Below are 21,234 nucleotides of genomic sequence, written 5' to 3'. Positions count from 1 at the left end.
GAAATATGGAATGATTTAATAATGTGATAAAAGGAGGCCAATATGGCTACGTTTACGACTGAGCAAATCCGCAATTTTGCGGTGCTCGGACACACAGGTTCAGGGAAATCATCGCTATTGGAGGCGTTGCTGTTTCGCGCTAAAGCGATAACATTAAAGGGCAGGGTCGATAGGGGCACAAATCATGCTGATTTCACTGCCCAAGAAAAATCCCACCGTCACAGTTTAGAACCCTCTTTTCTTAATCTTGATTACAGCTCTCACCATATCAACCTCATCGATACTCCCGGTCTGCCTGACTTTTTTGGACGCGCTTTATTGCCGTTACCCGGTGTAGAGTCGGTGATCTTGGTTATCCATGCGGCAGTCGGTATTGAACCTGTGACGAAAAGAGCCTTTGATGCCGCCCGAAGTCAAGGTAAGGCGGTACTGATTGCGATCAATCATATCGACGGCAATGAGGCGGGGTTGGCGGCGTTATTGCAAAGTATTCAAACTCAGTTTGGTCACCGATGCTTACCCGTTAATCTACCTAACACTGCAGGTGATGGCGTTGTTGATTGCTATCTTCATTACGATCATCACACTGAAACCGCATTTATTGGGGCGCAATCGGCAAGAGATGAACTGGTCGATACCGTACTTGAAGAAGATGAGCAATTAATGGAGCTCTACCTTGAGCAGGGCGAATCTTTAACACCAGAGCAACTGCATGCACCGTTAGAAACTGCATTACGTATGGGGCATTTAGTGCCAGTGTGTTTTACCAGCGCTGAAAGAGATATTGGGATCAGTTCATTACTTGAGGTATTGGTTAAATTAATGCCGAGTCCGTTAGAGGCGAACCCGCCGCAATTTTTTAAGGGCTTTGCCAATGAGGCTAAGCCAATTGATGTTAGCCAGTCAGCCAACGATCATGTATTAGCGCATGTATTTAGAGTGTCGATAGACCCATTTTTTGGCCGCATGGGCGTATTTCGTCTCTATCAAGGCACGATAAACGTAGGGATGAAGTTGTTTCTTGGTCGTGGCCGCAAGCCCTTTAAAGTGACTCACCTGACGAAGCTACAAGGTGATAAACATATTGAGGTTAGCCAGGCTATCCCTGGGGATATTTGTGCAATCGCTAAAGTTGAAGAGTTAGAGGTGGGCACCGTTTTACATGATAGCCACGATGAAGATGAGTTGCACTTGGCTGAGCTCGTTCTGCCTCTGCCAATTTTTGGTTTAGCTGTATCACCCAAAAAACGTGGCGATGAGCAAAAAATATCGGAAGTGCTGAACAAGTTAGTGGCAGAAGATCCGAGTTTACAGATCAGTCGAAGTGACGCTGAGGGGCAAACGGTGTTGAAAGGCCAAGGAGACTTACATCTTCAAATTGCTCTAGAAAAAGCGCAAACCTTATTTAACGTTGATATGGATACCGATACACCGGCAGTTGCTTATCGCGAAACGATTTTGGGAGAAGCCAAATATCGTTACCGTCATAAGAAGCAATCGGGAGGCTCTGGCCAATTTGGTGAAGTGGAGTTGCTGGTTCAGCCTCTATCCCGTGGCGCGGGCTTTGAGTTTGTGAGTAAAGTGGTGGGTGGTTCTGTACCGAGTCAATATATCCCCGCAGTAGAGAAAGGGGTGCGTGAAGCGATGTTAGCTGGAGGCTTAGGTGGTTTCCCAATGCAAGATATTAAGGTCACTATATTAGATGGTAAGCACCATAGCGTTGATTCAAAAGAGATCGCATTTGTGATGGCGGGCAAGCGGGCTTTTATGGAGGCGGTCACATCGGCGCAGCCAGTCATTCTTGAACCAGTTGTAGATATGCAGATTTGCGTTGAACAGAATCAGGTCGGTGATATCACTGGCGATATTAGCGCATCCAGAGGCATAGTGTGTGGTACACAGGCGCAAACTAATGGCATGGTCGAGGTGAGTGTGGAAGCGCCACTGGCAAATGTTGCAGATTATTCCACCAGGCTTAAATCTATGACAGGAGGAGAGGGGCAGTTTTCAATGAGCTTTAGCCGTTACGATGTGGTTCCCGATAGAGTGCAGTCTTCGTTAATGCGTTAAAAGATTGATTTCAGTGGTTTTGGCTATTGTGGTGCCATTTTAGTTTGTGACTGTTGTTTTTAATTAAAACAGGCCACAATAGCCTTATTACCTAAGTTTACATTTGAGCTCGTCTTGTCTGAATTTACTTCAATTAAACTGTATTTTTGTCCGTTAAGGTTAGGGACGCTCGATGCTGACTCTGCGGCCTTAATTAAGACTTGGCTACCGCAAGATGAAGCCGATAAAGTTAATCGTTACATCAAGCAAGAAGCTAAAGATCAAGGCTTGATGGTGAGAGGCTATCTGCGTGCACTTTTATCTAGACAAGTATCCAAACAGGCTAGCTTGAAGCCCCATGAATGGTGTTTTGAGTATGGTGATAAAGGCAAGCCTAGGCTAAGTGCAGCCCAGTTTAAACAAACCGGGATCCATTTTAATATCAGCCATAGCGGCGACTGGCTACTGGTGGGGATCTGTCAGTCAAACTCCCACTCAAATTCTCAATCAAATTTCCGATCTGAGCATGCTAACCAGACTGGTGCAATTGAGTTTGGGGTCGATATTGAGCGTTGCCGCAGTAGTACCAATATTCATTCGATTTTAAGTCATTATTTCTCTGAGCCTGAAAAGACTGCATTGTTGGCATTACCAACAGCGTTACAGCGCGAGCGCTTTTTCGACTTATGGGCACTTAAAGAGTCATACATTAAAGCTAAAGGCTTAGGTTTAGCTTTGTCGCTGAAATCTTTCGCCTTCGATTTTGCGCCCTTGATTGAAACGTCATTAGAGCTTGATGGAGCAGTCAGCATTAGCCCGACAATAAAGACTGCTACAAGTGAGCTCGATACAGCTCATCTTCCTGTTAATCAGAACATTCCAGTTAAACACAATATTGACCTTAAACAGGGCATTCCTCTTAAGCAGAGCATTTGCCTCTCGATAGCTCAAGGTCATGGGGATGGGCAAGACGAAATGAAGGCGCGGCCACAGCAGATGACGGTTGCTAAAGATTGGCACTGCTGGCTTGGGCACTTGGATGCTAACTATCGTTTTGCGCTGAGTATTGGCCCCTGCCATCAGGCAAGCATTAACGCGGCAGAGGTTAACTTAAAGTCACTATTAGCCGATTGATGCTAGCGGATTAATATTAGCAGAGTGATTTGTGGATTTTGAGTAATAAAGGCGGGGCCTCAACAAATAGCCCCGTTTTATGTTTAACCACTTTTGTTAGCGAACTTTACCTTACTGAGCTTTGCGCTAGTGAGCTAACCGCTTACTTTACTGGGGTCGGTACAATCTCAAAGTCAGGATTGAACTCCACCATGCTGCTGGCTATTTTGCCAAAGGCTTCTTTATCGCCTGTCAGCTTTGCATCACCGCTTGCTAATAGCGCTTTAAGGGTTACCTGCCCGAGTAGAATGCGATTAACATCCGCTTTGTTGACGATGAGGTTGGCATCTGCTTGTTGCTCCTTATCGACAACGGCGTTACTTAGGTTGCCGTTGCTAAGTTCAACGTAAAGAATGTCTTTAGTGTCTGGGGTGATAATATTCATCTTAACTAAGCCGTGCTTTGCGGCGAGCTGACTGTCAATTTTAACGGCAAGGAAGTCGAACAGTGTTGGCATATCCATTTCACTAATGACATCTGCTGATGCGGTCTTAGGTGCACCTGCTTGAATGCCGACCCTTAGCTCTTGCGCACCAGTAAGATAGATATTTCTCCACCCTGCGCCTTCAGACTGATAACCTAATTGCTCGTAAGAATCGGCAAGAAGTTGTCGCGCTTCATTGTTTTCAGGATAGGCGGTCACGACCTTATTTAGTGCCGTAGCGACAAAGCGATACTCACCCTGAGCGTAGTCATTTTTAGCACGTTTAACCGCAGCATCTGCTCCGCCCATATATTCGACAAACTTTGCCGACTCTTGTTGAGTTGGCAGCGGATTTAGGTTGGCTGGATTCATATCAAAGTAGCCTAGATACTTGTTATATACCGCTTTGGCATTATGGCTATAAGTGCCGTGATAGCCGTTAGTGTGCCAAGTTTTATAGATGGACTCTGGGATTGTATCTTGAATCGCATCGCCAATATCTTGAATGCCTACGCCATCATTTGCCAACCTCAAGGTTTGGTTATGCACTAAGCCATAGTTATCTCGTTGTAGGCGCAAGAATTCATTGATCTCCTGGTTACCCCAGACCGGCGCTGAGTGAGCGGCAAACAGCACCTCAACATCATTACCAAAGGCATTAATCATCTCGTTAATATCTTTTGACCATTTGAGTGAGTCACGTACTTTCGCGCCACGCAAGGTGTAAATATTGTGCATTCCTTGGTAAGTCAGCTCTGCAGTCCAAAGTGCGTTTTTTGATGGAATGTAGGTGATCATTTCTGATTCAGCCTCAGTACCAGATGCGTCCATAAACACCATTTCTAGACCATCAATAGTGAGTGTTTCCCACTTACCCTCGCCATTTAAGGTGTAATCAGGTGCCACATAAGTGATCTCACCTTTTGATAAGCCTTTACCTAATGCGGCGTCAACAATACCGTGATCATGCTTGCCTAGTGTTGCACCATATTGGTAAGCGGCTCGGCGGCTCATGGCATTACCAGCGAGCACGTTTTCATCAACAATCTCTTTGGTGATGTTATCTGAGCCGTAGACTTTGACATTAGGAAACATCTCTTGTACCCCACGAGCGCCACCAAAGTGATCGGCATGGCTATGGGAGTAAATCATGGCAACCACGGGAAGCTCGCCGTCTTCAGGCAAGTTAGCTAAAGCAAATTTAAGTGATGCCTTTGCAGCTTCTTTAGTTAGCAAGACATCGTAGGCTATCCAGCCATTGTCACTGCGAATAAGGGTTAGGTTCGATAAATCAGTCCCACGAACTTGGTAGATCCCATCGCTAACCTTGTATAAACCATTCGGTACCATATTGAGCTGGGCTTGGCGATAGAGTGATGGGTTCACTGAGTCGGGAGTCTTGTCGCTGATAAAGGCAAATTCAGCTCTGAGAATGTCGGCTGTGGCTTTATCAAATTTGGCTACGAGGTTTTTTGAGGACTGCTCGAAAGCGCGAGTATCGGTAAAATTAAGGGTGTCCGCTACGGCCTGATTGTGGGCGATAGTGTGTTTAGTCGCATCTTTACCTTGATAATGCACTGTTATGTGATCATGTTCGTGCTGGGCTGCGGCAGCATTGAACGAGAAAATAGAGACGATTGAGATAGCAAGTAGTGTCTGTTTCATAGGATACCCTTTTAAGATTGAATAGGTTCAAAGTGTTAAGTCTCTGTGCTGGCATTAACTTGTGATGCTGTAACGAGACTTTTGCTTGATTGAGGCCAGTATATTGATCTTGGAAGGATTAATAATTAGCGCTAACTTAGAACTTAGTATTTATAATATGAATGAGTGGGCCCTCTATGTTTGTGACGACTAATCATGGTTTACTAAAGCGTTGGACTTTATTTTCACCCTGCAATGTTGAAGATTTGAGTTAATGACATAGTTTGATTCGGCTCTGTGATTAGGGCCTGTGTTTAGGCTTAGTGATTAGGCTCTGTGAATCGGTCTATCAAGATCCGATAGGCTTGGATGTAATATGTTGGGTTAATCTTTTATGGGAGCGAGAGTGTCTTATGTCACAGCAAAAAGCATTCGATCTTAATCTATTTCGGGTTTTTACTGCCGTATATCGAACGTCATCATTTAGCCAGGCTGCAGAGGAGCTCGACTTGACGCAGTCCTCAGTGAGTAACGCCATAGCCCGGTTAAAAATAATAGTCGGAGAGGCGTTGTTCATTCGGGTGGGAAGAGGAGTGAAACCCACCGCCAGTGCGATGAATCTGTATCAACAATTAGCACCAGCAATGTCAACGATTGAACAGGTGGCGACGAGTTTTGAAGCATTTGATGCCCACTCAAGCGAGCGTACCTTTTATGTGTATGCGAGCGAGTCGGCGATACAACTTCTGCAAGGCTTGGTTGAGCAAGTCTTACATGGCCTTTCAATCAATATTGTATTTCGTGAACCGCCGTTAATAGAGGAAGAGTTGCAGATGGATCTGCAGCTAGAGAAAATCGACTTAGCACTGGATATCTGGCTACCCGAGTCGACATCGTTTAAAAGTCAGAAGGTGATGCAGGATAAATTGGTGTGTGTGGCAAGAAAAGATCACCCACGGATCAATGGCACAATGACCCAGGATCAATATTTTAGTGAAAAGCATATTATTTTTAAAATGCGCCGCTATAACTTAAGTGTTGCCGAACTGCTGACTAAACATGTTTTACCGGCGAGACAGATGCACAGTGAGCAATCATCGATTTTAAGTATGATGGCAGTGGCCTCTAAAAGTGATGCACTAGCTATCGCCTCTAAATCCTATACTGATGAATATGCAGCCTTGTTAGGGTTACAGGTATTTGAGTTGCCCTTTGATGTGGAGCCTATCGAGTATTACATGGTATGGAGTCACAAATTGCAGCTAAGTCCGGCGAATATCTGGCTTAGGGATACGTTAAATTTAGCCATTGAACTTAGAGGACTGGCTTGAGGGACGGGGGCTTTTTACTTCTGTGTTGATTGATTTCATACGGGAACAAGCATTCCACCATCTCTTTGCCTGAATGAGTTAGCCAAAAAACACTCTAGGTAGATCACTTTATTATACTGGTTGGTATGGGTGTAAAAAATGCCTGTCAGCTCATGCTGTACAGGCATTTTTAAAGCCGAGATACTTACTGTCTGGCTAGACGTTGGTTCTCTGCCGGATGTTCAAAGTCGCTGCGATACGGATTGATATCTAAACCACCACGGCGAGTGTAACGGGCGTAAACGGTTAGTTTCGCACATTGGCAGAAACGTTTGAGATCAACGAAAATTCGCTCAACACATTGCTCGTGAAACTCATTATGCTGTCTAAATGAGATGAGATATCTAAGTAACTTCTCACGGTCAATCTTTGGCCCTTGATAGCGGATCATCACTGTGCCCCAGTCTGGCTGTGAAGTGATTAGGCAGTTTGATTTTAACAAGTTTGATGTCAAGGTCTCTGCGACAATCGCTTTACTATCGACGCTGTCAACTAAGTAGTCAGGGTTGAAGCTATAGTCATCAACTTCAATATCTAGATCATCGATACAGGTACCCGGTAGCTCTACAATGCGCTGGTGGCTAAACTGTTTCGGCTCGATAACTTTAACAGTGACTTCGCCATCGGCGCAGGCGCATAAATCTTGGGTTAAGCGCTCTTGTACCGCTTGCAGGCTATCGAATCGAGTCTGGTTATAGCTGTTTAAATACAGCTTGAACGATTTAGACTCGATAAGATTCTTACTATCAAAACTGAGACTAAACTCAGCAATAGCCACCATAGGCTTGCCTTTCGCATTTAACCAGGAAAGCTCATAGCCAGTCCAAATATCACTGCCATGAAACGGCAATTCTTGAGTCAGGCCAATAGCATCACGGTTTAACTTACGCGGCACGCCTTGAAGTAAAGATGCATCATACTGCTCTTGATAACCTGTCGACTTTCCAAGCGTTAATTCTGAAAGTTCGGGTGCGTTACTATAGGGATCATGATGTTGTGTCATCAATACGGTTTCCATGTCAAAATAGACCCCTATTATAACTGATTTTGGAACTGGCTTAAGTGTCTTCTTTACCCGCTTTAGATCTTTTTTTATCTAAATATCAACAAGCCTATGTAGAAAAGCTTGGTGAGCAGCCTCGATATTACGCCCAGCAGCAAGAGTCTGACTGCATTACGAGTGAACCTGATGCCGATGAAGCGGTTTTTTGGCAAGCTGTGATCAGAGACGAGCCTGGTCAGTTTGATAATGTTGAAACAGCACTAGAGCTTAGCTTGACCCCTGAAATTAATGCTTTTTATGGCCGTCACTTTTCTGCGCCGCTGTTTTTTGACTCAAAGTGGGGCACTGGTGAGCTTATTCAAGTTTGGAATCAAACAGACTTTGAATACTTGCAGCAAAATATCATTGGTCACTTAATGATGAAGAAGAAGCTTAAGCAAGAGCAAACTTGGTTTATTGGCGTTCTCGATGAAGCTGATAACATGCTGACGGTGAATAATGCCGACGGCAGTGTGTGGATTGAGATCCCAGGTGAAGCGCAGAGTACTATGCTTGCTAAGTCGTTGAATGAATTTATTGAGCAATTAACGCCCAGAGTGACGCCGCCAGTAAAGCTGATTGAAGAGTCTATGCCAGAGCTCGATCACCCAGGTATTTGGCAGCGTATGAAATTAATGTGGCGCAATCTACGCGGCAAGTAATCGATTTATTCATTGTATAAAGAAAAATGGCTCAATATTAATTGAGCCATTTTTTTATGGGGAAATTTATAGCAAAGCTATTTTTTTAGGAAAGCTATCGAGCTTTATAAGTGATCCCAAGAGATATTAGACACGATGCGGCAGGTCTCGCAGCGAAAATGAAACATATCTAATAATGGCTCATCGAGTAACCAGTCTTTGCTACCACACTTAGGGCAGGGGCGCTGCTTTTCAACGGCAAGGCTTTCACCGCCAACGCGGTACAAGTAATAATAAGTTGGAATTTGGGTTAGGTATTCAACTCTGCCCCGTAGATCCCAGCCACGTCTAAAGAGGTCACTTTGGTGGCTAGTTAACTCTTCAAGCGCTGCAAACTCAGCCTTGGTTGCAGCAGCCATTTGCAGCTCATCACAGGCTTGCCATTCAGTTTGCCAACGGATCAGGCGTTTATGGTCGCCATTGGCTGTCGCTGGGATTTGATATAACGGGATAGGCTGCAGGGTATCGCCGTTTCGAAGCGGTGAGCACATATGCACATAACTGGTATATAACAGCTGCCAGCTAGGAGTCTCTTGACTTGAGACCTCAGAATTAATGTCCTGGCCGATATACTTCTCTCGTGGGGCTAATAGCTTGGCTTCGGTCAGTTCACTGAGTGCTGTTTCAACCCATGGGCTGTTGAAGCGCTTAGATAAGCTACTTTTCTCTGGCGTTAGCAGCCTGACTTTAAATTCGCCATCGTTAAAGGCGACGGCAAATTCACGGCCTAAAATTTGCCCATTAGCGCGATACGCTTCAAGTAAGCCATTAATCGCTTTTTCTGCGGCTGTGATTGTAGTGTTATCAAAGCATTCAAATCGTAACTCAATCACATGCATTAGATATTGTTTCCTTCACTGGTATTTTGGTGTGTTTTAACTTCACTAAGTTGCTGCTTTAGTTCGCTATACTGCTGTTTTAGAACACTGAACTCACCTTTTAACAGGCTAAACTCTTGCTCAAGTTGAGTGATTTTATTTGCTTGCTCTGAGTGACTTAATGCGGCGTTGTCATCGCTTTCCTTTGCAGTGGATATCTGCGCCGACAAGGCTTTTTTGTCTTCAGTACTCATGGATTTAAACTGTTGCAACCCTTGGATCAATATAGGCATTGCTATGCTATTGCCGAGTTTAGTCTTTATGAGTGCCAGTGTTGCGGCTTTGCCTTCATCATCGAGCCTTTTGGCGGCAGCTAGTACTTGTTCTATTGGACTCATGGTTCGTCAAATTCCTTACTCGTTAGCATTTTCGTTAATCTATTAGCGAAGCTAAAACGATGAAATTAATAAAGTATTGTTAAAACAGTAACTTAGTGTTTGGTATGTTAATTGCTTTTTAAATAAAATTAAAACAATGTTAATACAGGAAGTTAAAGTGAAAAATAATTTATTAGGTTTAGTGTTTTTTGGGATTGCAAGCTTAGGGCTAACTGGCTGCGTGGTCAACGTTGGTGATGGCGGATCAGAGAATGGTTCATGGGAAAAGGTTCAGGATAAAAACCGCGACAATTTGTCAAAAATCTCTCTTGGTATGTCTAAGAACCAAGTAACGACGCTAATGGGAACGGCTGATTTTAATGAAGCATACATTCAGCAAGATAAAGAGGTATACGTGCTTTTTTATCGAACTCAACGCACCCATGGTGATGGCAAGACTACAAAGGATGAATGTACACCTGTGGTGATCAGTAATAATGCGGTAGTAGGCTGGGGAGAAATGGCCTACAGCAAAATTTAGATCGCAATAGGCTTATTTTCTTAAAAGGGTGTCCAGCTGGTCGATTATTTCAGTCCACTGGGCATCTTCATTAAACGATTCAACTAAAAAATGTTTCTGTGAAGCAGTCCAAAACGGCGCTTCATGTAGCCGTACGTCAGCTGCTAATCCATGTTCAGCAATGAACTTTTCAATGGCTTCTTCATGACTTTCTAAACCCATTTGTAAAAAGAGCTGGGTGAGATCTTGTGGGGTGGTATCCATAACATATTTTACCTTTCGTTAATGATTTCTCGCTTTATCTCAGTATGGACGATAAAGCGATTTATCGGCAAAACCGTCACTCATTTTTTGACATTGCGCTTTGGAATTGATTATTAATTGCACTTTTCTAAGGGCTTGCTACATTGGAGTTGTGTGATGGAGAACAAGGAAAATAACAATGGAAAATCAAACCATGGAAGAATGCCGCGCAGTTTACTTAACCGCTGAAGATTTACGCATTGCAGCCTCTATTCTATATAACGCCTATCATGATGACCCTTTCTTTTTAGAAGCTTTATTTAATGGCGATAAAGCGCAGTACGAACAAAAACTTCGAGGTGCGATTCGAGAAGAACTTAATGAGATCTGGCAGCAAGAACAGGCACTAATTGGTATGTTTGCTGGAGAAAGATTGGTAGGTGTTGCTTGTATCATGACTCAGCAAATACCGTTAGGTGAGGCGCGTTATTGGCATTGGCGTTTAAAAATGCTGTTAAGTACGGGCTGGCAATCGACTCAGGCACTTATTCATAAAGAAAATCAAATAATCGATAATTTGCCGAGTAATCAATGTGGCATTTTGCAATTTATTGCGATAGCAAATAACGAGCAAGGTAAAGGCTATGGCAGCTTACTGGTAAAAGCTGTTCAAAGTTGGTGTGATGAACAGCCGCATCTTGATGGCGTGGGTGTTTTTGCCAGCACGGCATCTCATATTGGTTTGTTTGCTGCACATGGCTTTGAAAGTCTAGAGCAGTTAGCGATTGGAAAAGTAAGCGGAGAACTACTGTTTTATCGAGGGCTGAACAATGAGTAAGCGCTTTGAGTCTTTTTGGGAGTTTTATCCTTTTTACTTGTCTCAACATCAGCATCAAACCTGTCGAGCTTTGCATTATGTAGGTAGTAGCCTAGTTATCTTAACGATGATTTATGCCTTATTGAGTGGTCAATGGTGGATGTTATGGCTGTTACCTGTAATTGGCTATGGCTTTGCTTGGATAGGCCATTTTATTTTTGAAAAAAATCGTCCCGCAACATTTGAGTATCCCTTATACAGTTTTTTAGCTGATTGGGTAATGCTATTTAGGGCGTTAACTCATAAAAATCAGTAAGAAACTCGCTTTGAGATAGGATTCTTGTAAGAGATCTCTCACGCAATTGTGGGATATCAGTAAAGCCTCATAGAGATACGAGTCTTTGCTTGTTATCAAGCTGTTGTTTTTAAAGTTTTTTCAGGTTTTTTCAGGTTTTTTTTGTTGTTAGTGTTTGGTTGCCACTTTGTATTTTTAATAAAACTGTTAAGTAATCGCTATAGCGAGTGAGTAAACTGGAAACCAGAAAGTGATTGATTTTGCAGGATGCAAATAGGACAACCTCAGGAAGAGGATTTTAGCTTAGGATAGGCTAATGAATGGACTCAGTACGTTTAGTACAAGGATATAAAAGGACTTACAAGGAAGATGCTGGAAGCAAGTTAACCAAGGATGATGCAAGGATCGCACATATATAGCGGGAAAGCTAAAATAAAGCTGTGCTAGGGCGTACCAATTGGTACGCCCTTTCTATTTTGGGCGAGATCAGATTATTCGCTTCGATTGATGTAAGAGATCTCTTACAGGTTCGTGAGAAATTAGTCCCAAATTAAGCTGTTTAAATGTATCCAAATAGCATAAACAATTTAAATACAATGTGTTAGCTTGGTTGGTTGTTTAATGGTTTGTTAAGGTGCGTGTTAAATAAATGTTTGGTCACGTATTTATCTTACATTTTGAATTACTATTTAAATGTGCAAGGAAGCATGATTAATTAAGGAAGGTTCACGGACGAGCGAGTGTCGAGACTACGGCACTTAATGGATGACTATCATGGACGAGGCTTTCAAGGACTGATTGCTGGTACTACCAAGGAACGGCCAAACAATCCAGGATGGAAGGTTTTGCTACCTAGGAAGGTAGGAGCGCTAAGGATAGTGATGGAATGGACTCTCAAGGATGACGTTGGACACGCTCAGGATAGAGCAAGCTTGGTAAATGGACTATCAAGAAGAATGGAAGCGTATCGTAAGATACAAGGAAGATAAGGACTCATGGATGATGCAGGAGCAAAGTTACGCATGGATGGTGCAGGGAGCACTCATATAGCAGGATGAGCTTACACAATGATAGAAAAGGCGCGTCTCCTCTGGGGCCGCGCCTTTACTTCTTTTATAGGGCTCTGTTTATTTACATCAGCTTTAACGTTAAAGCTAACCTAACGTGCAGGGTTATTTACACCGACCAGAGCTGCAGTTGCCACGAGAGCGCCCGCCACCACAACCACCACCTAAAGAACCTTTCGACTCTGGCGCTTCATGCCATTCAGGTTCAGGGAAAATTGGCCATTGGATTTTTTGTATTTTTTTGCCGTGCATCCATAAGTTGCCACGGTATTGATTAATCCCATCAGTGCTAAACTCAAACAAATACTTTACTTTCCATGTGAGACCACTGCTGCCCCCTAGACTCGGTTTGGCTGACTCTTGGGCAATAGCAAGTAATTGTACTTTCTGTTTTTGGCATTCTTTATTTACGAAAATACGACTAATCTCAGCCATTTGCCTGAGTTGCCAAAAAAAAGCTGCAATAAGAATTACTGCTGCAATGATTAAAAAGTCTGTCATCATCCTTTCGTTACCTTAAACAAGCCGCCAATCGCGGCTGCAAGCTCTGCGCTACGATTAGGATTTCGCAATTGAGCCAGTAGCTGAGTGCGAATTAATGGAATAGCCACAATATCAGCAAAAATCTGGTTAAAGAAGTGCTGTTCTTGCTTTGCTAAAGCTTCTAAGTAGATAGTGAGAGTTTGCTCATCTTTTAATGCTGACCAATTACGAGCGGCTATGGTGATGAGCATGTCTAAAGATAAGTTGTTCGTTTCATGTAAGTGAACGATGGCTTGTTGACTTAACTGCGGCTGAGAAGCCAATGCCCTAAGGAAATAAGCTTTTTCAGTTTGGTCTGCACTATACAGCTTTTCGAGTAGTTTTTGAGCTAGCTCATTATCGATATTCAAGTGCTCTAAACATTGACATGCGGCAATTTGAACCTCTGTTGCCCAGTTATCAAAGCCGTTTGTTAGATGTGTTTGATGGTCAAGCTCATCGGCTCTAACACTGACATCAGCAATACCCTGTAAGCCAATGTTCTGCCATTCTTCTGTCGGGTGTTGCCCCGATAGATACTGGTATGCAAACTCATACTGGGGTGACGCTTTTTGTCCTAGCTGTTTTCTAACTAATGCGTTAAATACAGCCAGCTTTTCTTGGGTTGGCTTAAAATTGAATGGATGATTTGCTAGCTGCTCTTGCTCTTGTTCGGTTAACGTTTTGGTTGGATCTCTGCCTAACGCTTCGACAATCATCTTAATAAACTGTGTGCGTGGTGCAGGAGACAATAGCCCGCGTTCATCTAACGGCAGTTTAATAAACCAAATATAGTGTTGCTGACTCGCATCCCAGAATACGATGGCAAATTGAGCGTGACCTTGAATGGGTGATGGGTAAGGTGAATTAAGCTCTTCAATCTGATGAAATGCCATCATATCGATATGTTGTACTCGACGGCCCATGTCATAAACTTGGAATTGAGTGTTAGCAGTTTTTAAAAATTGGCTGAGGGTCGTTATTTCTGTCATATCGTTTTCAAGTGTAGGTTAATTGGCACATATTATAGGGATAAGTCAGGCTAGATGGTATCATCGCGCGTTAAATTTCCTGAGTTGTATTTACCTAAACGGCATGTAGTTGCTATCGATAAGTGACAGCGTTTAGAGTGTGAAATGACCATTTATTGAGTGATTACCAAGTAACGGCATCGAATATGGACTGAATAATGGCGATTAAATGCAGCTCATATCAACTAAAGAGGCTACCTTGATAGAAGTTGAAACAAGCGAGAAACTGGATGCTTTAGAGGCTGAGTTAGCTAAACAAGATTTATTAAGCTTACACGCCCCATCATTAGAGGCATTAGCCAGTACCACACCTTTTGCGTGCGATGTGATGCCCTTTGAGCACTGGTTGCAGTTTATTTTTTTACCCAAAATGCGTTATATGCTCGATAATAATATACCGTTACCAAAAGCGATGGCCATCGCGCCAATGGCACAACATGTCTGGGCTAGTGAGCCTAAGTTACAAAATCTAATTAGTATTTTAACTGATTTAGATGCGCTATTGAGTCAAACACAATAGTGCTGTTAAGAGAGATTTAAAATGAGTGAAGAGACAAGAGAAGTAGCAGATAACGAACAACTTGATATTGAGGTTGAGCAAGAAGTCGCCCCTCATATTGAAGTGTTATATGAAGATGATGATGTGGTGGCTATTCATAAGCCTGCCGGTCTTTTGGTTCACCGTAGTTATCTTGCTCGTCGTGAGCGTTTTTTTGCCATGCAGCTCACGCGCGATAAAGTTGGCTGTCATGTATTTCCGGTACACAGGCTAGATAGGCCAACTTCGGGAATATTGTTGTTTGCCAAAAGTAGTGAAATGGCCAACGCACTATGTGGGCAATTTGCCGAACATAGCGTCGATAAAGAGTACCTGGCCATTGTTCGTGGCAATATGCATGAGGCTGGCACTCTTGATTATGCATTAAAAGAGGAGCTTGATGATCTAGGTGATAAAGATGTCGATCCTAACAAGCCTGCGCAAGATGCTGTGACAAGTTATCAGCCGTTGCTAAATAGTGAGATCCCGTATTCATCCGGCCGTTATGCCACGAGCCGTTTCGCGTTAGTTCAGCTTTCTCCACACACCGGGCGTAAGCACCAGCTAAGACGTCATATGGCGCACTTACGTCACCCGATCCTTGGTGACACAACCCATGGTGATGGAAAACAAAATAAGTTTTTCCGCTCTCACTTTGGAATTAACCGGTTATGGCTTATCGCAAAGAAACTGAGCTTTAATCACCCTAGAACAGGGGAGAGGATCCAAATTGAGACAGAGCTAGAAGCTGAATGGTTACAATTATTTGAAGGTTTAGGCTGGCACGATGATATTTTATCTGATGACAAGCAGCCACTCATCATCGCTTAATTGATACCAGAGCCTGTTAACGATTAACTAAGCTCTCGATACGCACAGTCTCATGAAGTTGAACTTTTAGTTAACTTGTTGATTATTTCTTCGCTTTGATTGTTATCGCTAAGACGACTAAGGGGCGTCATATTGGACTTTAGATATTGTACCGAATGGAAGTAACACATTCTTCGGATATGGGCACTGCGTTGAAGGTGTTTTCGGTGCCTTTGTCTACAAGAATGCTTCATTACGGCCTGTCCTTCTTGAGGTAACTTTTATTATTGCAGCAAAGCTTGCAGCAATATTCATTGATACAGTATGTTAAGGATATAACTAAATAGCTTTTAGGCGAAGTAAAACATGAAAAAAGTGAATCTAGTTTTTGGAACAGTTTATGGTGGCGCGCAGTTTGTGGCACAGACACTACAGCAAGCGTTAATCGAGCTTGGGCGTGATGCTGTGCTGCATCAACCCGAGCAGTTATCAGGTTTTGTACCACCAGAAGATGAACTGCTATTGATAGTATGTTCAACAACTGGACAAGGTGACTTACCTGATGATATCCAGCCCTGGTTCTATGAGATGCAGTCAAAAGCCCCTTACTTGCCACAACTTAAATTTGGCTTAATTGCACTTGGCGACTCCAGTTACGAAACATACTGCGGCGCAGGTGAGCAGTTATTGGCTCTCTTTGAAGACTTAGGTGCTAAGCGTCTTGGTCATTTTCTGAAAATTGATGCTGGTGAAACTATGGAGCCTGAAGTGGAAGCGTTAGCTTGGCTGCCTGGTTGGAATAAACTCATCGATACCGAGTTAGCTGCATAGCAACAGAGTCAGTTGTACTGATCCAAAGCGCGTTTACTTAACGCGCTTTTTTGTGCTTATAAATCAAACTTTGGCCTAGCCTTATGGCTGGTTAGTGTGCTTAGTCTCATGGCTGGCACGGTTAATTTATTGAGGCATGGTTAAAGATGTGAACATTCAGCGAAATTCAAGGATCTGCAGCCAAGGCTGATGATTGAAGCTAATCGTTATTCTCGGCTCTGCATACTGCTTCGTCCTACCTCCTAAATCCCTTTCGTCGTATATCGAGAGCATCTTACGCAGTATGCAGAGCTTTACCATTTGCTTTAAACATCAAACATCAAACATCAGGCGCACAGCGTGAGCCATTCTGCCATGCCACTTCTGTGTTGCACTGACTGAAAAGGGAAAAACCATTTCTTCATCAACACGCCTTGAATTGAAAAGCCTGAGAGGCTCTGAACTGACCACATATTGAGTACGATGGGTATAAATAACTGTCGGTGATTGAAAGTTTTTTTTGAGCAAGGTAGCTTGATAGGTTCGGGTAAGGTTAACGGGTTACAGAGGGCGTATGGAAAGGAAAATATTAATCATTGATTGTGCAGACGCGCCAGGACTTATCACTAAGATCACCGGGGTTTGTTTTGAGCACGGGCTAAATATTATTAAAAATAGTGAATTTGTTGATAATGCTCAAGGGCGCTTTTTTATGCGTACCGAGCTCGAAGGGCTAACTTTTTCTCCCTCGTTACAGCGAGAATTACAGGCGGTACTGCCAGAGAAAAACCATACCCGATTAGTTGATGCAGGTAAAAAGCGCATTGTGATTATGGTGACCAAAGAAGCTCATTGTTTAGGTGATATCTTAATTAAATCCTACTCAGGCGCCTTAGATGTCGAAATCGCGGCGGTGATTGGTAATCATCAGGTGCTGCAGCCGTTGGTTGAAAAGTTTGATATCCCTTTTCATTACATCAGCCACCAAGATGTAAGTCGTAGCGAACATGAAGCTATGATGCTTAACGTTATCGCTAATTACAGCCCTGATTATATTGTATTAGCAAAGTTTATGCGGGTGTTAGCTCCTGAATTTGTCAGCCAATATCCGAGCAAGATTATTAATATCCATCACTCATTTCTACCTGCATTTGTCGGGGCCGCCCCATACAAACAAGCATGGGAGCGAGGTGTCAAAATCATCGGGGCGACAGCGCACTTTGTGACGGATTCGCTCGATGAGGGACCCATTATCAAACAAGATGTGATCCCGGTTGATCATAGTTTTAGTGCTGAGGATTTGGCTCGCTGTGGCCGTGATGTTGAAAAAAGCGTTTTGAGCAAAGCATTGCATTTAGTGGTTAATGAAGAGGTGATTGTTTACGGTAATAAAACGGTGGTGTTTTAGCTTTTATAAAGCTGAGCGGCCTTGAGATCACCAAAGAATGCTAACCAAAGTATGCTAACCAAAGTATGATAACAACAGAAGAAAAAAATCCCGCAAAATGCGGGATTTTAAAGCGTGGAGTAATGAGCCCTAGGCTCAATTAATCGACGATGCGCAGTAGTTCGTTAATGCCGACTTTTCCGCGAGTCTTCTCATCGACTTTTTTAACGATGATGGCAGCGTATAAACTATAGGTACCACACTTAGAGGGTAGGTTGCCTGCAACAACTACCGAGCCTGCTGGAACGCGGCCGTAATGTACTTCACCGGTTTCACGGTCAAAAATACGTGTGCTTTGGCCGATATAAACGCCCATAGAGATCACACTACCTTCTTCAACCACAACACCTTCAACAATTTCAGAGCGTGCGCCGATAAAGCAGTTATCTTCAATGATGGTCGGGCCGGCTTGTAATGGCTCTAAAACGCCACCAATTCCGACACCGCCAGACAAGTGAACGTTCTTACCAATTTGAGCACAAGAACCGACAGTTGCCCATGTATCAACCATAGAACCTTCATCAACATAAGCGCCAAGGTTGACGTAAGATGGCATTAGTACTGTGTTCTTACCAATAAATGAACCTTTGCGGACTGCTGCTGGTGGTACTACGCGGATCGCTTCTTTGCGGAAACGGGCTTCGTCGTAATCAGCAAACTTCATTGGTACTTTGTCGAAGTATTTGGTTTCTGCGCCATCGATAACTTGGTTGTCGAAAATGCGGAATGAAAGTAATACCGCTTTTTTCAACCACTGGTGAACGTGCCATTCGCCATTAATTTTTTCAGCAACTCTGGCTTCGCCAGTGTCTAGCATGGCAATCACTTTTTCGACATCAGCGCGAACACTTGCATCAACTGTTGCCGGAGTGATCTCTGCGCGTGCTTCAAAAGCCGCTTCAATTCGTTGGCGTAAAGCCTCCATTTACTTCTCCCAATATTTTCGTTTAATGATAAATCTATAAAGCACTCATGAGTGCTTCACGTAATGTGTGTTGTTGAGTGTCATTTAGTTGCTGGCCATCGGCGCTCTGCAACAAAAAGAAATCTTCAGCTCTTTCACCAATGGTGGTGATTTTCGCTGCGAGTAAGGTAATTTCACAGCGGTACAATACTTCACCGACTCTGGCGAGTAACCCTGGGGAGTCGAGAGCGATAAGCTCCATCATACTTTTACCATGGCTACGGGTCTCAGGGAAACTGACTTGGGTTGCAACTTTAAAAGGTTTCATCTTTCTTGAAAGATTTCTAAACTTTGGCAACTTAGGCGTTTCATTACTTAAGGCTTTTATTAACGTCTTCTTGATCCCCTGGATCCGTGAGAGCTGTGATACGGGCTGGCCATCTTGTTCCAAAATAACAAAAGAGTCCAGCGCGTAGTTGTCCTTAGAGGTCATGATGCTTGCATCGTGAACGGTAATATTTTTATTATCTAAAATAGCCATCACGGCGGCAAATAACTTTGGTTTATCCTTGCCATATACAAACAACTCAGTTCCCCCGCGAGTAGCGTGCTTGGAGATCAAGACTAAGGCTTCATCATGTTTGTGTTTGATAATTGCCTCAGCATGCCAAGCAATTTGGTTAGGTTGATTTCGTAAAAAGTAATCGGCCTTAAAGCGCTGCCAAAGAGCGTCTAATTCTTTTTCCTTAATACCACGGCGCAGTAATTCTTTTTTCGCTTTAGCTTGATGTTCACGCACGCGGGCGCGAATGTCGACCGGCTTTTCCTTACCTCTGGCGAGCACTCTTTGGGTTGAAAAGTATAAGTCACGCAGCAGTGAGCCTTTCCAGTTATTCCAGGTTCTTTCATTGGTGGCACAGATATCGGCAACGGTTAAGCAATAGAGATAACTTAAATGCACGGCGTCGCGAACGCGCTCTGCAAAATCAGCGACAACATCGGGGTCGGAGATATCCCGGCGCTGGGCGGTAACAGACATCACCAGGTGGTTTTCAACCAACCAGCTGACTAAGCGACCATCATGATCATTCATGCCATGTAATTTACAAAAATCAAGCGCATCGGTCGCGCCGAGCTTGCTATGATCGCCGCCGCGCCCTTTGGCGATATCGTGGAAGATTGCTGCGAGTACCAGTAAGCCTTTTTTAGGGAGTTGGTTTATGAGGACAGAGCCTAGTGGGAACTCCTCTTTTTGCTCTGGCTGAGAGAATCGCTCAATATTGAGTAGTAGCCTGTGGGTGTGCTCATCAACGGTATAAGCATGAAACAGATCAAACTGCATCTGGCCTTCAATGGCGCGCCATGCGGGAAGATATGCCGACAGTACACCGTGCTTGTGCATCAGCGACAGTGCCACAATTCCTCGAGGGTGACGCAAAATCTGCATAAACAGTTTACGGCATGACTCGTGGTACATAAGCGGTTGCAGCTGAGCACGTCTAGCGCGGCGTAAACTGCGTAACGTGACGGCGTAGATAGCTTGAATATTGGAGTTTTTAGCGACCAACAAAAACAGCTGTAAGATATTTTCTGGCGTATCAAATAAGTCGCTATGTAAACTTTCAATAAAGATACCGCGGCGTTGGAAGTTGTCATCTATCGGGACGACTTCTAATGCTTTTATGTGGCCTAATGTTGCCCGTTTGAAGAGTTGAAGCAGCATTTGGTTTAGCTCCATGACTCGTCTAACCGTGCGGTAGTAGCGCTTCATCATCTGCTCAACAGCAAGCTGGGTGCCATCTTCATAACCCATTAACTTAGCGACCTGCGGCTGCAAGTCAAACAACAGCCTGTTTTCATCACGGCCGGAAATTAAGTGCAATGAACAGCGCAGTTGCCACAAAAAGTCTTGGGCTTCTAATAGCTCGTCAAGCTCTGTTGGCTCAAGAAAGCCGTGGTACACCAACTCTTCAAATTTCTCAGCGTTGAAGTGGCGCATGGCGACCCAGGCGACAGTCTGAATGTCGCGTAACCCACCGGGGCAGCTTTTTAAATTAGGCTCTAAATCAAATGCGCTGGCGCGAGTATGACGGGCTATTTGTTCGTCCCGCTTGGCGACATAAAACTCACTGCTGGGCCAAAAATTATCTTGGCGAATATTGCGGTAAAGTAGAGTAAACAAAGCCTGGGGGCCACAAAGTAGGCGCGATTCAAGTAAATTGGTTGCCACAGTGACATCTATGCGGCCTTGCTCAAGGGTTTGTTCAATGCTGCGTACACTATGACCGACTTCTAAGCCTGCATCCCAAATAAACGCGATGAATGCACCTAGGGCTTGTTCTGCATCTTGAGATAGCTCGCCTTCGGTCAGGAATAATAGGTCGACGTCTGAATGTGGGTGTAGTTCACCGCGGCCATAACCACCTACAGCGATTAATGCGATAGGAAACTGTTCGAGATGATGGGCGTGCCACTGCTTTTGCAACAGTTTATCAACGTGTTGGCAGCGAGTACTCACTATCGAGCGAATATCAGAAGTTGCATTAAAGGTTTCTAATAATTCTTGGTTCTGGTCGATTAACGCATTTTTTGCAGCTTGAGCACTATTCATCAAATCTCTTTTTCGAGAACG

At 43.8% G+C, this 21,234-nt stretch carries 20 protein-coding genes; 11 read left to right on the top strand and 9 right to left on the bottom strand.

Annotated elements, in window-relative coordinates; all coding sequences use genetic code 11:
• Positions 1-42 precede the first annotated feature (42 nt).
• Together fusA and ACVBJC_RS09435 are read left to right on the top strand one after the other, a co-directional pair.
• Complete coding sequence (gene fusA / locus ACVBJC_RS09440) at positions 43-2,070, top strand: elongation factor G (protein WP_447160616.1); 2,028 nt, start codon at positions 43-45, stop codon at positions 2,068-2,070.
• 114 nt (positions 2,071-2,184) lie between these two features.
• Complete coding sequence (locus ACVBJC_RS09435) at positions 2,185-3,183, top strand: 4'-phosphopantetheinyl transferase family protein (RefSeq protein WP_447160615.1); 999 nt, start codon at positions 2,185-2,187, stop codon at positions 3,181-3,183.
• 142 nt (positions 3,184-3,325) lie between these two features.
• Here the strand turns inward: ACVBJC_RS09435 and ACVBJC_RS09430 are convergent, their stop codons facing one another.
• Positions 3,326-5,311 carry an alkyl/aryl-sulfatase gene (locus tag ACVBJC_RS09430; RefSeq protein ID WP_447160614.1) on the bottom strand — a complete coding sequence of 662 codons (1,986 nt, stop codon included), beginning with the start codon at positions 5,309-5,311 and terminating at the stop codon, positions 3,326-3,328.
• 392 nt (positions 5,312-5,703) lie between these two features.
• Between ACVBJC_RS09430 and ACVBJC_RS09425 the strand changes: the two genes are divergently transcribed.
• Positions 5,704-6,621 (top strand): LysR family transcriptional regulator, encoded by a 918-nt coding sequence (locus ACVBJC_RS09425; protein WP_447160613.1) that lies wholly within the window; start codon positions 5,704-5,706, stop codon positions 6,619-6,621.
• Positions 6,622-6,805: 184 nt separating this feature from the next.
• Here ACVBJC_RS09425 and queF read toward each other — a convergent pair whose 3' ends face one another.
• A complete protein-coding gene (queF, locus tag ACVBJC_RS09420) occupies positions 6,806-7,663 on the bottom strand; it encodes an NADPH-dependent 7-cyano-7-deazaguanine reductase QueF (RefSeq protein ID WP_447160612.1) in 858 nt (285 codons plus the stop codon).
• A gap of 59 nt (positions 7,664-7,722) precedes the next feature.
• Here queF and syd point away from each other — a divergent pair, with 59 nt between their 5' ends.
• Entirely contained in the window at positions 7,723-8,364 is a 642-nt protein-coding gene (gene syd, locus ACVBJC_RS09415; RefSeq protein ID WP_447160611.1) for a SecY-interacting protein, read from the top strand.
• Between the two features lie 104 nt (positions 8,365-8,468).
• On the opposite strand, the gene ACVBJC_RS09410 is transcribed toward syd, so the two are convergent.
• Positions 8,469-9,242 (bottom strand): Zn-ribbon-containing protein, encoded by a 774-nt coding sequence (locus tag ACVBJC_RS09410; protein ID WP_447160610.1) that lies wholly within the window; start codon positions 9,240-9,242, stop codon positions 8,469-8,471.
• The gene (locus tag ACVBJC_RS09405) at positions 9,242-9,619 is read right to left on the bottom strand and encodes a hypothetical protein (RefSeq protein WP_447160609.1); all 378 of its coding nucleotides are present in this window, start codon (positions 9,617-9,619) and stop codon (positions 9,242-9,244) included. Before ACVBJC_RS09405 ends, ACVBJC_RS09410 begins: the two co-directional genes overlap by 1 nt.
• 136 nt (positions 9,620-9,755) lie before the next feature.
• On the opposite strand from ACVBJC_RS09405, the gene ACVBJC_RS09400 reads away from it, so the two are divergent.
• Positions 9,756-10,139, top strand: coding sequence for a DUF3192 domain-containing protein (locus tag ACVBJC_RS09400; RefSeq protein WP_447160608.1), 384 nt, complete (start codon positions 9,756-9,758; stop codon positions 10,137-10,139).
• Between the two features lie 12 nt (positions 10,140-10,151).
• Here ACVBJC_RS09400 and ACVBJC_RS09395 read toward each other — a convergent pair whose 3' ends face one another.
• Complete coding sequence (locus ACVBJC_RS09395; protein ID WP_447160607.1) at positions 10,152-10,382, bottom strand: DUF2789 domain-containing protein; 231 nt, start codon at positions 10,380-10,382, stop codon at positions 10,152-10,154.
• A gap of 178 nt (positions 10,383-10,560) precedes the next feature.
• Between ACVBJC_RS09395 and ACVBJC_RS09390 the strand changes: the two genes are divergently transcribed.
• A complete protein-coding gene (locus ACVBJC_RS09390; protein ID WP_447160606.1) occupies positions 10,561-11,199 on the top strand; it encodes a GNAT family N-acetyltransferase in 639 nt (212 codons plus the stop codon).
• Positions 11,192-11,494 (top strand): Mpo1-like protein, encoded by a 303-nt coding sequence (locus ACVBJC_RS09385; protein WP_447160605.1) that lies wholly within the window; start codon positions 11,192-11,194, stop codon positions 11,492-11,494. The genes ACVBJC_RS09390 and ACVBJC_RS09385 overlap by 8 nt, the downstream gene beginning before the upstream one ends.
• Positions 11,495-12,645: 1,151 nt before the next feature.
• On the opposite strand, the gene ACVBJC_RS09380 is transcribed toward ACVBJC_RS09385, so the two are convergent.
• Together ACVBJC_RS09380 and ACVBJC_RS09375 are read right to left on the bottom strand one after the other, a co-directional pair.
• Positions 12,646-13,044: a DUF3301 domain-containing protein gene (locus tag ACVBJC_RS09380; protein ID WP_447160604.1), complete on the bottom strand. Its 399-nt coding sequence runs from the start codon at positions 13,042-13,044 to the stop codon at positions 12,646-12,648.
• Positions 13,041-14,054 (bottom strand): DUF3549 family protein, encoded by a 1,014-nt coding sequence (locus ACVBJC_RS09375; protein WP_447160603.1) that lies wholly within the window; start codon positions 14,052-14,054, stop codon positions 13,041-13,043. The genes ACVBJC_RS09380 and ACVBJC_RS09375 overlap by 4 nt, the downstream gene beginning before the upstream one ends.
• A 208-nt stretch (positions 14,055-14,262) precedes the next feature.
• On the opposite strand from ACVBJC_RS09375, the gene ACVBJC_RS09370 reads away from it, so the two are divergent.
• The 4 genes from ACVBJC_RS09370 (at position 14,263) to purU (ending at position 17,659) form a co-directional block, all read left to right on the top strand.
• A complete protein-coding gene (locus tag ACVBJC_RS09370; protein WP_447160602.1) occupies positions 14,263-14,613 on the top strand; it encodes a YqcC family protein in 351 nt (116 codons plus the stop codon).
• Positions 14,614-14,634: 21 nt separating this feature from the next.
• Positions 14,635-15,462: a tRNA pseudouridine(65) synthase TruC gene (truC, locus tag ACVBJC_RS09365; RefSeq protein ID WP_447160601.1), complete on the top strand. Its 828-nt coding sequence runs from the start codon at positions 14,635-14,637 to the stop codon at positions 15,460-15,462.
• A 345-nt stretch (positions 15,463-15,807) separates the two neighbouring features.
• Positions 15,808-16,272 (top strand): flavodoxin, encoded by a 465-nt coding sequence (locus ACVBJC_RS09360; protein ID WP_447160600.1) that lies wholly within the window; start codon positions 15,808-15,810, stop codon positions 16,270-16,272.
• A 553-nt stretch (positions 16,273-16,825) separates the two neighbouring features.
• Positions 16,826-17,659 carry a formyltetrahydrofolate deformylase gene (purU, locus tag ACVBJC_RS09355; protein WP_447160599.1) on the top strand — a complete coding sequence of 278 codons (834 nt, stop codon included), beginning with the start codon at positions 16,826-16,828 and terminating at the stop codon, positions 17,657-17,659.
• A gap of 139 nt (positions 17,660-17,798) precedes the next feature.
• Here the strand turns inward: purU and dapD are convergent, their stop codons facing one another.
• Positions 17,799-18,623, bottom strand: coding sequence for a 2,3,4,5-tetrahydropyridine-2,6-dicarboxylate N-succinyltransferase (gene dapD / locus ACVBJC_RS09350; RefSeq protein ID WP_447160598.1), 825 nt, complete (start codon positions 18,621-18,623; stop codon positions 17,799-17,801).
• A gap of 34 nt (positions 18,624-18,657) precedes the next feature.
• Entirely contained in the window at positions 18,658-21,213 is a 2,556-nt protein-coding gene (glnD, locus tag ACVBJC_RS09345) for a bifunctional uridylyltransferase/uridylyl-removing protein GlnD (protein ID WP_447160597.1), read from the bottom strand.
• Positions 21,214-21,234: the final 21 nt, after the last annotated feature.

The sequence above is a fragment of the Shewanella sp. 0m-6 genome, assembly GCF_052977325.1.
The sequence above is the reverse complement of the archived record's forward strand: the minus strand, read 5'-3'. Positions and strand labels throughout refer to the sequence as shown.

Bases quoted from the DNA above. Each gene is read 5' to 3' on its own strand.
- ACVBJC_RS09430 (WP_447160614.1), bottom strand. From the start codon at position 5,311: ATGAAACAGACACTACTTGCTATCTCAATCGTCTCTATTTTCTCGTTC.
- ACVBJC_RS09370 (WP_447160602.1), top strand. From the start codon at position 14,263: ATGCAGCTCATATCAACTAAAGAGGCTACCTTGATAGAAGTTGAAACA.
- ACVBJC_RS09375 (WP_447160603.1), bottom strand. From the start codon at position 14,054: ATGACAGAAATAACGACCCTCAGCCAATTTTTAAAAACTGCTAACACT.
- ACVBJC_RS09395 (WP_447160607.1), bottom strand. From the start codon at position 10,382: ATGGATACCACCCCACAAGATCTCACCCAGCTCTTTTTACAAATGGGT.
- ACVBJC_RS09390 (WP_447160606.1), top strand. From the start codon at position 10,561: ATGGAAAATCAAACCATGGAAGAATGCCGCGCAGTTTACTTAACCGCT.
- fusA (WP_447160616.1), top strand. From the start codon at position 43: ATGGCTACGTTTACGACTGAGCAAATCCGCAATTTTGCGGTGCTCGGA.
- queF (WP_447160612.1), bottom strand. From the start codon at position 7,663: ATGACACAACATCATGATCCCTATAGTAACGCACCCGAACTTTCAGAA.
- ACVBJC_RS09405 (WP_447160609.1), bottom strand. From the start codon at position 9,619: ATGAGTCCAATAGAACAAGTACTAGCTGCCGCCAAAAGGCTCGATGAT.
- ACVBJC_RS09380 (WP_447160604.1), bottom strand. From the start codon at position 13,044: ATGATGACAGACTTTTTAATCATTGCAGCAGTAATTCTTATTGCAGCT.
- purU (WP_447160599.1), top strand. From the start codon at position 16,826: ATGGAAAGGAAAATATTAATCATTGATTGTGCAGACGCGCCAGGACTT.
- dapD (WP_447160598.1), bottom strand. From the start codon at position 18,623: ATGGAGGCTTTACGCCAACGAATTGAAGCGGCTTTTGAAGCACGCGCA.
- ACVBJC_RS09400 (WP_447160608.1), top strand. From the start codon at position 9,756: ATGTTAATACAGGAAGTTAAAGTGAAAAATAATTTATTAGGTTTAGTG.
- ACVBJC_RS09425 (WP_447160613.1), top strand. From the start codon at position 5,704: ATGTCACAGCAAAAAGCATTCGATCTTAATCTATTTCGGGTTTTTACT.
- glnD (WP_447160597.1), bottom strand. From the start codon at position 21,213: ATGAATAGTGCTCAAGCTGCAAAAAATGCGTTAATCGACCAGAACCAA.
- ACVBJC_RS09385 (WP_447160605.1), top strand. From the start codon at position 11,192: ATGAGTAAGCGCTTTGAGTCTTTTTGGGAGTTTTATCCTTTTTACTTG.
- ACVBJC_RS09410 (WP_447160610.1), bottom strand. From the start codon at position 9,242: ATGCATGTGATTGAGTTACGATTTGAATGCTTTGATAACACTACAATC.
- ACVBJC_RS09360 (WP_447160600.1), top strand. From the start codon at position 15,808: ATGAAAAAAGTGAATCTAGTTTTTGGAACAGTTTATGGTGGCGCGCAG.
- truC (WP_447160601.1), top strand. From the start codon at position 14,635: ATGAGTGAAGAGACAAGAGAAGTAGCAGATAACGAACAACTTGATATT.